The following is a 13,670-nucleotide window of genomic DNA, read 5'->3' as shown; positions in this document are numbered from 1 at the left end:
CGATCGGCGGAGTGCGCCGGTCAGCCGGTCAGCGAGTGGTTTCCCGACTCGGGTACGGCCACAGTGAGCGCCAGCGCGTCGCTCAGGCTGCCCGGGCACAGCACCCCGGCGGGCAGCGCCTCGGCCTGCCAGCCCGGGCCGGCGGCGAGCAGCAGCACCGGCCGGCGGGGGCTGGCCAGTACCGCCCGCAGCTGGGCCGGATCGCCGGTGGCCGGGGTGTGCGACCAGAGGGCCACCACCGCCGGCCCGGTCCGGGTCACCGCGTCCACCAACGCCGCCGACGGCATCCGCGCACCAAGCTGTCGGGTAGACACCCCGGCCTGGGCCAGCGCGGCGGCCAGCGCCTCCAACGGCAGAGTGTGCTGCTCCTCGTCGGCGCAGGAGAGCAGGACACGTGGCGGGTCCGGACGCGACGGGCCGTCGGCACCGGGCCACCGGAGGGTTCTTGTCGCCGTACGGGCCACCACCGAGAGCACCTCGGAGACGCACCGGGAGAGCAGGTGCTCCACCTCGATCAGGTGGGCGGTGGCGGCATGCCGTTCACCGAGCCCGGCGAGGACCGGGCGCAACATCCCGTCCCACACGGCCACCACACCCTCGGCGGCGATCGCCCGTTCGATCGTCTCGCACATCGCCGCCGCGTCGAGCCGCATGGCCGCCCGCGCCAAACCCCGGGCGGCCGGTCCGGCGGTCGCCACCGGGATCGCCCGGCCGCCACCGTCGCGCGGGCGTACCACCGGTCGGTGCGCCGACCACCCCGACTCCCGATCGGGTACGTCGGGCACGCCGGCTCCGCCACCCTCGCCTGACCCCGGTGCGGCGGCCGTCCGCTGCGCCCAGCGGGCAGCCTCGGCCGGCACCACCCCCTCGGCGGTGAGCCGGCGCATGACCTCCAACCGGGCGAGATCCTGCGCGGTGTAGCGCCGGTGCTGGCCGGGTACGTGCTGGCTCGGCCCGAGGCCGTACCGCTGGTGCCAGGTGCGCAGGGTGGTGACGGCCACGCCGAGCCGGCGCGCGACCGTACCCGCGCTCAGACCGTCATCGCCCACCCGGCGGCTCCGCCGCGTTGTCGGCCAGGCCCGTCGACCCGCTCGCGGCACCGGCGGGAACACCGGAGGTGCCGGAGCCGTCGGTCGGGACGGTGCCGTCGGCGGCCACCGCGCCGTTGCTGTGGATCGGGGCGGACTGGAGGTAGCGCTCGATCACCCCGACCAGCCACGGGGCGTACCGGTCCGGTACGGCGACGATGTCGGCGCGTAGCTGCTCCGGGTCGACCCAGCGCAGGTCGGCCACCTCCGCCGGATCCGGTGACACCGGCTGGTCCGGCGCGAAGGCGGCGCAGAGCACGTGGTCGTACTCGAACTCGACCCGCCCGGTGGACGGGTCCTCGGCGAAGTAGAGGTGCACCCCGACCTCGGTCAGACCGACCGGGCCGACGCCCAGTTCCTCCATCAGCCGCCGGTTCGCCGCGTTACGCAACGACTGGCCGGGCTCGGGATGGCCGCAGCACGAGTTCGCCCAGCGGAGCGGGAAGCGGGTCTTGACCGAGGCGCGTTGCTGCAACAGCACCCGGCCGGCCGGATCGACCAGCAGCACGGAGAAGGCCCGGTGCAGTTGTCCCGGCGGTTGGTGCGCCGCCGCCACCGTGGTCGCGCCGACCACCGTGCCGTCGTTGTCGACCAGCTCGACCAGGTGTTCCTCCCGGGCGGTCATCGGCCACCGCCGGTGACCCGCGCCGCCGCCAGTTTGCCGGAGATCAAGACCATCGGAACCCCTACTCCCGGCTGCGTGCCCGAACCAACGAAGACCACATTGGAGAGTGTGCGGTGCAGATTGGACGGACGGAATGGTCCGGTCTGGAAAAGGCTGTGTGCGGCGGCGAACGGAGTGCCGGCGGCCATCCCGGCGTCGGCCCAGTCGGCGGGTGTGATGATCTCGGAGACCTCGACACCGTCGGTGAACCCGACGTAGCCCCGGTCCTCCAGGGTGGCCATCAGTTCGGCCGCGTACCGCCGGGCCAGGTCGCCGCGCCAGTCCAGGGAGGCCCGGTCGAGGTTGGGCACCGGGGCGAGCACGTAGTAGCTGTGCCGTCCGGCCGGCGCCACCGACGGATCGGTCCGGCTCGGGTTGGTGACCAGCAGCGACGGGTCGGACATCAACTGGCCGCGCTTGATCACCTCCTGGAAGGTGCCCCGCCAGGATCGGCCGAAGTGGATGTTGTGGTGGGCGATCCCGGAGTAGCCCTGGGTCGAACCGACGTGCAGCACCACGCAGGAGGGGGAGTAGCGCAGCCGGCGCTGCCGGGTCGGCGGAAGCAGGTCCCGGTAGGCGACCGGCAGATCGGGGTTGAGCACCACCACGTCGGCCGGGATCCGCTCACCGTCGGCGGTGCGTACGGCGGTGGCCCGACCTGAGGCGGTCTCCACCTGGGTGACGGTGGTGTCGTACCGGAACTCCACACCGTGCTTCTCGGCCGCCCCGGCGAGCGCCTTCGAGACCGCGTGGATGCCGCCGCGCGGGAAGTAGACCCCGGCGACCGAGTCGAGGTAGGAGATCACGGTGTAGATGGCGAGCGCGTCGTGCGGGGCCAGGCCGGCGTACATCGCCTGGAAGGAGAAGATCCGCTGGGTCCGGGGGTCGCGGAAGAACTGGTTGACCTTGGTCTGTAGGCGGCGGAAGGCGCCGGCGGCGACCAGTCGTACCAGGTTGCCGGTGAGCAGGTCGGTCGGCGAGTCGAGGTTGCGCTCGATGAAGTCGTGCCGTTCGAGCTGCCACAGGTTCCGGGCGTAGTCGACGAAGCGCAGGTAGCCGTCGGCCTCCCAGGGCCCGCAGACTCGGGCGATCTCCGCCGCCATCTGCTGCGGGTCGGTATGCACGTCGAGCGTGGAACCGTCGGGGTAGTGGGCCCGGTACGCCGGGGCGAGCGGCGTCAGGTCCAGCCAGTCGGTCAGTTCCTCGCCGACCGCGTCCAGCGCCTCGGCGATCAGGTCGGGCATGGTCAGCACGGTCGGGCCGGTGTCGAACTCGTACCCGCCGAGGCTGAGGCGTCCGGCCCGGCCACCCGGCACCGGCTCCCGCTCCACCACCGTGACCTGTCGGCCACTGCCGGCCAGGTGCAGGGCGCAGGCGAGACCACCGAGTCCCGCCCCGACCACCACGACCCGGTCGGTCCGTCCACTCACGGTCCGCACTCGATCACCTCCTTGCTGCGATCCCTCATCATGCCCGCCGATGGGTCGTTACCACAGCAAGACGAGTAAGTGCGGGGAGATTGTGCTCCGGCGTGGGTCCTTGGGCGTTGCTGGAGCGTACCTTAGGGTTACGAGTTGCGTCGATTGGTGCGTCGATTACTCGAAGGAGCTGGGTGGTGGCACAGGAGGCGGCACCGGAGTCCGACCAGGCGCCGGGCCCGACGGCCGAGACCGATCTCGCCGCGGCCTACGAGCGCTGCCGTGAGCTGCACAAACAGCATGGGCGCACCTACTATCTCGCGACCCGGCTGCTGCCCCGGTGGAAACGGCGGCACGTCCACGCGCTCTACGGCTTCACCCGGTACGCGGACGAGATCGTGGACCGGACCGACGACCTGCCCGCCGCCGAACGCGCCGCCCAACTCCGACTCTGGTCCGAGCGGTTCGTCGCCGGCCTGCGCGGCGCCCCGGTCACCGACCCGCTGCTCCCCGCCGTCCTGCACACCATCGCCGCGTTCGACCTCGACCCGGAGGACTTCGCGTCCTTCCTGCGCAGCATGGCGATGGACCTCACCGTCACCTCGTACCCGAGCTACGACGACCTGCTCGACTACATGGAGGGCTCGGCGGCGGTGATCGGCACCATGATGCTGCCCATCCTCGGCTCCCCGGACCCGGCCTCGGCCCGCGAACCAGCCCGCCAACTCGGCCTCGCGTTCCAACTCACGAACTTCATCCGGGACGTCGCCGAAGACCTCGACCGGGGGCGCACCTACCTACCCGACGAGGACCTGGCGAAGTTCGGGGTCGGCCGGGACGACCTGGTCGAGGCCGCCGCCAGGGGCCGGGCCAGCGCCGCCATCCGCGAACTGATCGAGTACGAGGTGGCCCGGGCCCAGGCGCACTACGCCGCCGCCGCACCCGGGATCGTCCTGCTCAACCCGGCCTCGCAGGCATGCATGCGGACCGCGTACGCGCTCTACGGCGGCATCCTCGACGAAGTCGCCGCCGCCGGATACGACGTCTTCGTCCGCCGGGCGGTGGTACCCCGACGTCGCCGGGCCACGGTCGCCGCCCGAGCGCTGCTCACCCGCACCGGCACCCCCGTCGCCGTACCCGGCCCGGGGGTAAGGAAGGGCCCCTTGTTATCGGAATCTGTATAGGAAGGGGCCCTTCCTAACCGTCGAGGCAGGTGTGCAGTACGTCGACCAGGTGCTCCACGCGGTCAAATCCGGCGAGGTGGCGGGTGGCGTACGCGAAGGTGTAGTCCCGTACCGGGTCGGCCCAGGCCGCGCTGCCGCCGATCCCACCCATGCCCCAACTGCCGTCCTCCTCGACCTGCATGCCGAGGGTCCACCGGACCGGGCGCTCCAACAGCAGGTCCGCACCGGTGAACTGGGCCCGGGTCGCCTCCGCGACCAGGTCGGCGCCGAAGAGGCGTACGCCGTCCAGCTCACCCCCGGCGAGCAGCCCCGCGTAGAGCCGGGCCAGGCCGGCGGCGGTGGCGTGCAGGTTCACGGCGGGCACTTCGGCGCCCCGCCACCGTGCACCGTTGAGTACGGCCAGGTCCAGGCAGCCGGCCGGGTTGCCGAGCGCGCGGGCGCGCAGCGAGCCCGGGGTGCCGAGGATGGTGACCGGCCAGTCCGGGTCCCCGTAGCCGAGGTCGGCGCAGCGGGCCTGGTCGATCGGGGCGAGCCCGAAGTGCAGGTCCAGTCGCCACGGCCCGGCGATCTCGTCGGCCAGGAAGCGGCCGATGGTGCGGCCGTCGACCCGGCGTACCAGTTCGCCGAGGAGGTGCCCGTAGGTCAGCGCGTGTTCGGCGGCGACGGTGCCCGGCGCCCAGAGCGGTTCGGCGGCGGCCAGGTCGCCGGTGAGCAGTGCCCAGTTGTCGAGGTCCCGCTCCGGGCGGGGCACCGGGAAGACGGGCAGTCCGGCGGTGTGGCTCAGCACGTGCCGGACGGTCGCCTCGGCGCGGAACCCGGGCCAGTGCCGGGCGACCGGATCGTCGAGGCCGATCCGACCCTGCTCGACCAGGAGCAGCACGCAGAGCGCGGCCACCGGCTTGCCCACGGAGTAGACGTTGACCAGCGTGTCCGGGCTCCACTCGCGGGTTCGGGCGGAGTCGCGCCAGCCGCCGTACAGGTCCAGCACCGGTCGTCCGCGGTGCCAGACGGCGAGGCTCGCGCCGGTCTCGGCCACCGCGCCGGTTCCGGCCGTCGCCCCGCCGGGCAGCTCGTCGGTGGTGCCGGGCAACGGTCGGGGGTCCGGCGGGCGCTCGTCGCCGAGCAGGGCCGCGAAGGCGTCCCGTACGGCGACGAAACGCCGGTCCCAGTCCCCGACAACCCGATCTTCGCGTACCCGGTCTGCGCTCACCCGACACACGGTAGGCGAGCGGAAAGTCGACCCGGGTGGTCCGGGTCGGTTCGGTGCGGGATGCTGGCTGGGTGACGCAGCCGGAGCAGTTCGACGTGATCGTGATGGGGCTCGGTGTCGGAGGCGAGGAGGTCGCCGGCCGGTTGGCCGAGGCCGGCCTCTCCGTACTCGGGATCGAGCGCGGCCTGGTTGGCGGCGAGTGCCCGTACTGGGGGTGCATCCCGAGCAAGATGATGATCAGAGCGGCGAACGCCCTGGTCGAGGCGGCGCGGGTGGACCAGCTCGCGGGCCGGGCGACGGTCACGCCGGACTGGGCGCCGGTCGCGGCGCGGATCCGCGACGAGGCGACCGCCAACTGGGACGACAGGCGGGCGGCCGACCGGTTTGTCGGCAAGGGTGGACGGCTGGTCCGGGGCTCGGGGCGGCTTGTCGGACCTGGTCTGGTGCAGGTCGGCGACGACGTCTTCCGGGCCCGTCGTGGTGTGGTGATCGGCACCGGGTCGAGCCCGGTGATCCCGCCGATCGAAGGGCTGGTCGGCACGCCGTACTGGACGAACCACGAGGCGATCGAGTTGGCCGAGCTGCCCGCTTCGATCGCGGTGCTGGGCGGTGGGGCCATCGGTCTGGAACTGGCCCAGGTCTTCGCCCGGTTCGGCGTACGGGTGAGTGTGGTCGAGGGCTCCGACCGGTTGCTCGCGATGGAGGAGCCGGAGTCGTCGGAGTTGGCCACGGCGGCGCTGCGGGCCGACGGGGTGGAGATCCACACGGGGATGCGTACCGAGCGGGTGGGTTACGACAAGGACGGTTTCACCCTGCACTTGACCGGCGACGGAACGGTCCGGGCGGACCGGTTGCTGGTCGCCACCGGGCGGCGGGCCCACCTCGAAGAGCTGGGTCTGGAGAGCGTGGGCCTGGATCCGAAACAGCGTTACCTCACCACGGACGACCGGATGCGGGTGGCGGACGGCCTCTGGGCGGTCGGTGACGTGACCGGCCACGGTGCATTCACGCACATCGCGATGTACGAGGCGGGAATCGCGATCCAGGACATCCTGAGCGGTGGTGGTTCGGAGTCACGAGGCGATGATCGGGTGCTGCCCCGGGCGGACTATCGGGCGCTGCCCCGGGTCACCTTCACCGATCCGGAAATCGGTGCGGTGGGGCTGACCGAGCGACAGGCGCGTGACCGTGGGTTCACCATCCGGGTCGGCCAGACCCGGCTGCCGGATTCTTCCCGGGGTTGGATCCACAAGGTCGGTAACGAGGGTTTCATCAAGCTGATCGAGGACGCCGAGCGCGGCATCCTGATTGGCGCGACGTCGGCCGGTCCGTCCGGCGGGGAGGTCCTCGGTGCGCTGGCCGTGGCGGTGCACGGGGAGGTTCCGGTGGCGACGCTGCGTCAGATGATTTACGCGTACCCGACTTTCCATCGCGCGATCGGTGACGCGGTGAACAATCTGAAGTAGCGACACGGCAGAACCCAGTTAATTTCTTGCAAGAAATTGCCGTACCATTGCGGCCGTGACTAAACGACTCACCGAAGTAGCGAAGAAGGCCGGTGTCAGCGAGGCCACGGTGAGCCGGGTGCTCAACGGTCGTGATGGCGTCTCCGAGGCGACCCGGACCGCCGTGCTCACCGCCCTCGATGTGCTCGGCTACGAACGCCCGACCAAACTGCGGGGTGAACGGGCCCGACTGGTCGGTCTGGTGCTGCCCGAATTGCAGAACCCGATCTTCCCGGCGTTGGCCGAGGTGGTCACCGGCTCGCTCGCCCAGCGCGGCTTCACCCCGGCGCTCTGTGCCCGGACCATCGGTGGTGTTTCCGAGATGGACTACGTCGAGATGCTGCTCGACCACCAGGTCTCCGGGGTGATCTTCGCTGGTGGTTCGTACGCGCTCGCCGACGCCCGGCACGACCACTACCGCCGGTTGACCGACCGGGGGCTGCCGGTGGTGCTGGTCAACGCGGGCGTGGACGAGTTGGGGTTCCCCCGGGTCTCCACCGATGACGCGGTGGCGGTGGAGCAGGCGTACGGGCACCTGCGCTCGCTCGGCCACGAGCGGATCGGCATGGTGCTCGGCCCCGAGGACCATGTGCCGTCCCGTCGCAAGCTGGCGGCGATGGTCCAGGTCGCAGGCTGGGCTGAGGGTGACGAGTGTGTGGAACGCTCCAGTTTCTCCATGGAGGGGGCGCGGGTCGCCGCGACCAAGCTGGTCGAGCGGGGCGTCACCGGCATCATCTGCGCCAGCGACGTGCTCGCCCTGGGCACGATCCGGGCCGCGCGTCGGTTGGGCCGGTCGGTGCCGGCCGACATCTCGGTGGTGGGCTTCGACGACTCCGCGTTCATGACCTGCACCGACCCGCCGTTGACCACGGTTCGGCAGCCGATCGAGACGATGGGTCAGGCGGCGGTGGATCTGCTGGTCACCATGATCGAGGGGGTCGGGGTGCTGCACGACGAGTTGCTCTTCGAGCCCGAGTTGGTGGTACGCGGTTCGACCGCGCCCGTCCCCGGCCGCTGATCCTCGGCGGCTGACCCGGTCGCCTGCCGACGGGCGACGCCCCTGATCCACTCCCGCTGCCTCGACAACCCCGCTGACCAGCACCGACGCGTACGACCAGGGCGGACCGGCCACCGGTCCGCCCTTTCGCGTGTGGAGCGTGAGGTGGTCGGGGCGGGACCGTCGCCCGCCTGGGGCAAACAGTCGTAGTCTTTCGAATTTCGGTCGAGTTCTTGCGGGAAGGGATTCGACTTTGTATCGTCATCGCCACGAAACATTGCGTGTACGAGAGCTAGATCACATTCTCGCGTTCCCACCCAGAGAAGGGTGTTCGTCCATGGACAGATCCAGGCTGCGTAGCGCCGTCGGACTGAGGGATGGACAGATGTCCGTGCCGCAGTACCGCAAGGCCACGGCGCTAGCGCTCGTGGCCGGCTTGGGGCTCAGCCTTACGGCGTGCTCCACGAAGAGTGGCGACTCGTCGAACGATGCGAGCGGCAAGGTCACCATCACCGTCGACTGCCAGCCGGTCGGCGCCCAGAAAGAGATCCTGCAGAACTGGAACGACGACGTCGTGGAGTTCCAGAAGCAGAACCCCGACATCATCATCAAGAGCGTGAGCGTCGGCGAGCAGTGCAACAACCCGCCGGACTTCACCGCCCGCCTCGCCGGTGGCACCGTGACCGACCTGTTCTACGGGTACATGACCGACCTCCAGCAGGTGCTCGACTCCGGTCAGGCGAAGGACATCACCGAGTTCGCCAACAAGGACTCGATCCCGACCTGGGACAGCGTCGACCCGGCGCTCAAGGAGGTCTTCACCGACGGCGGCAAGCTCTACGCCGTCCCGGTGAAGAACTACTCGATGGGCCTGGTCTACAACAAGGTCCTGTTCCAGCAGGCGGGGCTCGACGCGAACAACCCGCCGAAGACCTGGGGCGAGGTCCGGGCCGCCGCCAAGAAGATCTCCGCGCTCGGCAACGGCATCGCCGGCTACTCGGAGTACAGCGCCGGCAACACCGGCGGCTGGCACTTCACCTCCCTGCTCTACTCCCAGGGCGGCCAGGTGCTGACCCCGGACGGCAAGAAGGCCGCGTTCAACGACGCGGCCGGCAAGCAGGTCCTGCAAAACCTCAAGGACATGCGGTACGGCGACAACAGCATGGGCGACCGCCAGCTTCTCCAGTGGGGTGACCTGCTGACGAACGCCGGTGCGGGCAAGGTCGGCATGTTCATCGGCGCGCCGGACACCACCCAGGCGATCGTCAGCCAGTTCCAGGGCAAGTTCCAGGACTGGGCGATGGCCCCGCTGCCCGGCCAGGATGGCGCGGCGAAGGGAACGCTCGGCGGTGGCGAGGGCTACTTCTTCAAGAAAGACCTCACGCCCGAGCAGGTCAAGGCCGGTCTGAAGTGGATCGCGTACCAGAAGCTGACGCCGGGCAAGGGCCAGTTCGACTACGTCCGGGCCAAGCCGCAGAACTACCCGGTGGGCCTGCCCCAGCCGCTGCTCTTCGCCAACGGCACCGAGGCGCAGAAGCAGGAACTCGAACTGCGCAAGGCGAACGCGAACGTCGACACCGCCAACTTCGCGATCTTCGAGGCGAACCCGGTTCCGATCAAGGGTGAGCCGCGCAACGCGCAGGCGATCTACGCGGTCCTCGACGCCGCGATGTCCGGGGTGCTGACCAGCCCGAACTCGAACATCGACGCGCTTCTCAAGACGGCCGAAGAGAAGGTCAACCAGCTCCTCGCCGCCGAGAGCTGATCCGAGGCGTGTGGGGGCCGGCGCGCCGGCCCCCACACCAACCGCGCCGCACAGTCGGTGTCACTGCTCACCCAGGAGTTGCCTTGGCGATCACCACCGTCCCGGAGACCATCAGGAAACCGGGGCGCCCGACATCGCCGTACCGGACCCGGCCGCAGCGCACGAGCCTCGGCCGCAAGGTACGGGACAACCTCACCGGTCACACGTTCCTGATCGGGGCGGTGCTCTGCTTCGTCGTCTTCTCCTGGTACCCGATGATCCGCGGCGTCGTGATGAGCTTCCAACGCACCCGGCGCGGCGAGACCACCTGGGTGGGCTGGGACAACTACGTCCGCATCGTCGCCGACCCCAGCTTCTGGACCGCCTGGCAGAACACGATCTACTTCACCCTTCTCGCCCTCGTCTTCGGGTACGCGCTGCCGTTCTTCGTGGCGATCCTGCTCAACGAGTTCCGCCACGCCAAGGGGTACCTGCGGATCCTGGTCTACCTGCCGGTGATGCTGCCGCCGGCATCGGCCCTCTTCCTCTTCAAGTTCTACGCGTACGACCCCAGTGAGGCGGGACTGTTCAACGCGATCCTCAAGGCGCTGCACCTGCCGACGTCGCAGTGGATGCAGTCGCCGGAGATGACGATGCCGGCGATGGTGATCGCGTCGACCTGGATGAACATGGGCGGCGCGGTGCTGATCTACCTGGCGGCGTTGCAGAACGTACCGGGCGAACTCTACGAAGCGGCCGAGCTCGACGGCGCCGGAATCTGGCGCCGGATCGTCAACGTGACCATCCCGCAGACCCGGCTGATCCTCGCGCTCCTGGCGATGCTCCAGATCGTCGCCACGATGCAGCTCTTCATCGAGCCGCTGATCCTCGCCAACGGCGCGGGTGCGGAGGACTCCGCGACCTCGGTCGCGTACCTCATCTACCAGCACGGGTTCTTCCAGAACGACCTCAACGGCGCTGCCGCACTCGGCGTGATCATGCTCGTGGTGCTGGCCGGCTTCTCCGCCGTCTACGTGCGACTGACTGCGAAACAGGACTAGGTAGGGCCACCCATGGCACAGGACTCCGGGACCCGCACACTCATCTCCCATGCCCAGCTCAGCCGGGGGCGCGGCAGGGTGATCTATTGGACACTGCTCGCCGTCGTCGTCGCGGGGTTCACCCTCGTCTTCCTCGGGCCGCTCTACTGGATGGTCACCGGCGCGCTCAAGTCCGGCCAGGAAATCGCGCAGACCCCGCCGACGCTGTTCCCACAGGACCCCCAGTGGCAGAACTACGCCGACGCGTGGAACAACCTGGACCTCGCCAAGCTGCTGTTCAACACGTTCTACTACGCGGCCGGCGCGGTGCTGTTCCAACTCGTCTTCGACACCGCCGCGGCGTACGCCCTGTCGAAGCTCCGCCCGATATTCGGCAACGTGATCCTCGGCGCGATGCTGGCCACGCTCATGATCCCCGCGATGGTGCTCATCGTCCCGCAGTACGTGACCGTGATCGACCTGCCGATCCTGCACATCAACCTGCTCGACTCGCCGTTCGCGATCTGGCTGCCCCTGGTCGCGAACGCGTTCAACATCTTCCTGCTGAAGCGGTTCTTCGACTCGATCCCGGAGGACCTGATCGCGGCCGCCCTGATGGACGGGGCGACGCCGCTGCGTACGCTCTGGTCGATCATCCTGCCGATGTCGCGTCCGATCCTCGGCGTAGTCTCGATCTTCGCCGTGACGGCGGTCTGGAAGGACTTCCTCTGGCCGAAGCTGGTCATGCCGTCACCCGAGACCCGGACGGTCAGCGTCGGCATCTACGCCTTCGCGGGCGGTACGCCGATGAACGTGGTGATCGCCGCGTCGGTCATCGCCGCGATCCCGACCGTCATCATCTTCCTGGTCTTCCAGCGGAACATCATGTCCGGTCTGACCACGGGCAGCCTCAAGGGATAGCTGCGCGTCACCTCCTCCTGCGGCGGACAACGAACGTTCGCCCGACACACATCCAGGTCTGGCGAACCCGCCGACGTACTGACCCAGAAAGCAGGTGCTCGTGTCCACAGCAGACAACAGTCCGTGGTGGCGTGGAGCGGTGATCTACCAGGTGTACCCACGTAGCTTCGCCGACGGCAACGGCGACGGCATCGGCGACATCGCCGGCATCCGGTCCCGGCTGAATCACCTGTCCGCGCTCGGCATCGACGCGATCTGGTTCAGCCCGTGGTACCCGTCGCCGATGGCCGACGCGGGCTACGACGTGGCCGACTACCGCGACATCGACCCGATGTTCGGCACCCTGGCCGAGGTCGAGGCGCTGATCGCCGAGGCGCACGGGCTGGGCATCCGGACCATCGTCGACGTGGTCCCCAACCACTGCTCGGACCAGCACCCGTGGTTCCAGGCGGCGCTGGCCGGTGGACCGGGCGCACCCGAACGGGAACTGTTCTGGTTCCGCCCCGGGCGAGGTCCGAACGGCGACCAGCGGCCCACCGACTGGGTCGGCGAGTTCGGCGGCGAGACCTGGACCCGGACCACCAACCCGGACGGCACCCCCGGCGACTGGTACCTGCACCTGTTCACCGCCGAACAACCCGACTTCAACTGGGAACACCCACTGGTCCGGGCCGAGTTCGAGGACGTACTGCGGTTCTGGTTCGACCGCGGCGTCGACGGCATCCGGATCGACTCCGCCGGGCTGCTGGTCAAGGACGGGACACTGCCGGAGACGCTGCCGGACCGGCCGCACCCGTTCCGGGACCTGGACGGGGTGCACGACATCTACCGGAGCTGGCGGCGGATCGCCGACGAGTACCCGGGCGACCGCGCCCTGATCGGCGAGGTCTGGATGCCGGACCGGCAACGGTTCGCCAACTACCTGCGCCCGGACGAGCTGCACGCCGCGTTCAACTTCGACTTCCTCGGCTGCGCCTGGGACGCGACGGCGCTGCGGGAAAGCATCGACGGAACCCTGCACGCCCACGAGCCGGTCGGCGCGCCCGCCACCTGGGTCCTCTCCAACCATGACGTCACCCGGCACGTCACCCGGTACGGCCGGGAGGACACCACGTTCAGCTTCGCCAAGAAGCGCGAGGGAATCTTCACCGACCTTGAACTGGGCACCGTACGGGCCCGCGCGGCGGCCCTGCTCTCGCTCGCCCTGCCCGGCGCCACGTACGTCTACCAGGGCGAGGAGCTGGGGCTCTGGGAGGTGGACGTCCCGCCGGAGCAGCGTACCGACCCGATGTGGCCGCGCTCCGGTTACATCGACCCGGGCCGTGACGGCTGCCGGGTGCCGCTGCCCTGGTCCGGGGACGCGCCCCCGTTCGGCTTCAGCCCCGACGGTGCCGCCACCCCGCCCTGGTTGTCGCAGCCGGCGGAGTGGAAGGGGCGTACCGCCCAGGCACAGACCGGGGACCCGTCCTCGATGCTGACGCTCTACCAGCAGGCGATCCGGATCCGTCGGGCGGAGGCCGGTCTCGGTGACGGCCCGATGAACTGGCTGGAAGCCCCGGCTGAGGTGCTCGCGTTCGCCCGAGGCGAGGAGTTCGTCTGCGTGGTGAACTTCTCGGACGCCCCGGTGTCGTTGCCGACGCACCGGTCGCGACTGCTCGCCAGCGGGCCGCTCGACGGGGACCTGCTCCCCCCGGACACCGCTGTCTGGCTCCGGACCGGAACGGCGTAGTCATGGCCCGCCACGACCCCGCCGAGGGTAAGGAAGGGCCCCTTGTTATCGCTTTTTGTATAGGAAGGGGCCCTTCCAAACCCGCGACGGCACGGTGGTGTCCGCCGGCGATGGGGACGCCGACCCCGTCGCCGGCGGACACGCCGTACCCCCCGATGTCTCCCGGCGGC

Annotated in this window: 11 protein-coding genes; 7 read left to right on the top strand and 4 right to left on the bottom strand. The window is 69.9% G+C overall.

Annotated elements, in window-relative coordinates; all coding sequences use genetic code 11:
- Positions 1-20 precede the first annotated feature (20 nt).
- Genes BDK92_RS16705 through crtI form a run of 3 tightly spaced genes read right to left on the bottom strand, consistent with a single transcriptional unit; the run spans position 21 to position 3,191 of the window.
- Positions 21-1,049: a MerR family transcriptional regulator gene (locus BDK92_RS16705; RefSeq protein WP_121157549.1), complete on the bottom strand. Its 1,029-nt coding sequence runs from the start codon at positions 1,047-1,049 to the stop codon at positions 21-23.
- The gene (gene idi / locus BDK92_RS16700; protein WP_121157548.1) at positions 1,039-1,713 is read right to left on the bottom strand and encodes an isopentenyl-diphosphate Delta-isomerase; all 675 of its coding nucleotides are present in this window, start codon (positions 1,711-1,713) and stop codon (positions 1,039-1,041) included. Before idi ends, BDK92_RS16705 begins: the two co-directional genes overlap by 11 nt.
- The gene (gene crtI, locus BDK92_RS16695; protein WP_121157547.1) at positions 1,710-3,191 is read right to left on the bottom strand and encodes a phytoene desaturase family protein; all 1,482 of its coding nucleotides are present in this window, start codon (positions 3,189-3,191) and stop codon (positions 1,710-1,712) included. Before crtI ends, idi begins: the two co-directional genes overlap by 4 nt.
- A gap of 176 nt (positions 3,192-3,367) precedes the next feature.
- Here crtI and BDK92_RS16690 point away from each other — a divergent pair, with 176 nt between their 5' ends.
- Complete coding sequence (locus tag BDK92_RS16690; RefSeq protein ID WP_121162280.1) at positions 3,368-4,354, top strand: phytoene/squalene synthase family protein; 987 nt, start codon at positions 3,368-3,370, stop codon at positions 4,352-4,354.
- A gap of 13 nt (positions 4,355-4,367) precedes the next feature.
- On the opposite strand, the gene BDK92_RS16685 is transcribed toward BDK92_RS16690, so the two are convergent.
- Positions 4,368-5,564, bottom strand: coding sequence for a serine hydrolase domain-containing protein (locus BDK92_RS16685; protein WP_246017078.1), 1,197 nt, complete (start codon positions 5,562-5,564; stop codon positions 4,368-4,370).
- 71 nt (positions 5,565-5,635) lie between these two features.
- Between BDK92_RS16685 and BDK92_RS16680 the strand changes: the two genes are divergently transcribed.
- From BDK92_RS16680 to BDK92_RS16655, 6 genes are all read left to right on the top strand, one after another.
- Positions 5,636-7,030, top strand: a complete 1,395-nt coding sequence (locus BDK92_RS16680) for a dihydrolipoyl dehydrogenase family protein (protein ID WP_281278621.1) — start codon at positions 5,636-5,638, stop codon at positions 7,028-7,030.
- Between the two features lie 55 nt (positions 7,031-7,085).
- Positions 7,086-8,087, top strand: coding sequence for a LacI family DNA-binding transcriptional regulator (locus BDK92_RS16675; protein ID WP_121157546.1), 1,002 nt, complete (start codon positions 7,086-7,088; stop codon positions 8,085-8,087).
- A 364-nt stretch (positions 8,088-8,451) separates the two neighbouring features.
- A complete protein-coding gene (locus BDK92_RS16670) occupies positions 8,452-9,831 on the top strand; it encodes an ABC transporter substrate-binding protein (protein ID WP_121157545.1) in 1,380 nt (459 codons plus the stop codon).
- A gap of 83 nt (positions 9,832-9,914) precedes the next feature.
- A complete protein-coding gene (locus tag BDK92_RS16665; RefSeq protein ID WP_121157544.1) occupies positions 9,915-10,871 on the top strand; it encodes a carbohydrate ABC transporter permease in 957 nt (318 codons plus the stop codon).
- A gap of 12 nt (positions 10,872-10,883) precedes the next feature.
- Entirely contained in the window at positions 10,884-11,771 is an 888-nt protein-coding gene (locus BDK92_RS16660; protein ID WP_121157543.1) for a carbohydrate ABC transporter permease, read from the top strand.
- A gap of 100 nt (positions 11,772-11,871) precedes the next feature.
- Complete coding sequence (locus tag BDK92_RS16655) at positions 11,872-13,500, top strand: glycoside hydrolase family 13 protein (protein WP_121162274.1); 1,629 nt, start codon at positions 11,872-11,874, stop codon at positions 13,498-13,500.
- Positions 13,501-13,670: the final 170 nt, after the last annotated feature.

It is taken from the genome of Micromonospora pisi, from assembly GCF_003633685.1.
In the GTDB taxonomy this organism is placed as follows: Bacteria; Actinomycetota; Actinomycetes; order Mycobacteriales; family Micromonosporaceae; genus Micromonospora_G; species Micromonospora_G pisi.
Note: the sequence above shows the minus strand (reverse complement) of the source record. Positions and strands in the feature narration are given on the sequence as shown.

What these genes read in the sequence shown, in the direction of transcription:
- idi (WP_121157548.1), bottom strand. Translation starts at nt 1,713, where the DNA reads ATGACCGCCCGGGAGGAACACCTGGTCGAGCTGGTCGACAACGACGGC.
- BDK92_RS16670 (WP_121157545.1), top strand. Translation starts at nt 8,452, where the DNA reads ATGTCCGTGCCGCAGTACCGCAAGGCCACGGCGCTAGCGCTCGTGGCC.
- BDK92_RS16660 (WP_121157543.1), top strand. Translation starts at nt 10,884, where the DNA reads ATGGCACAGGACTCCGGGACCCGCACACTCATCTCCCATGCCCAGCTC.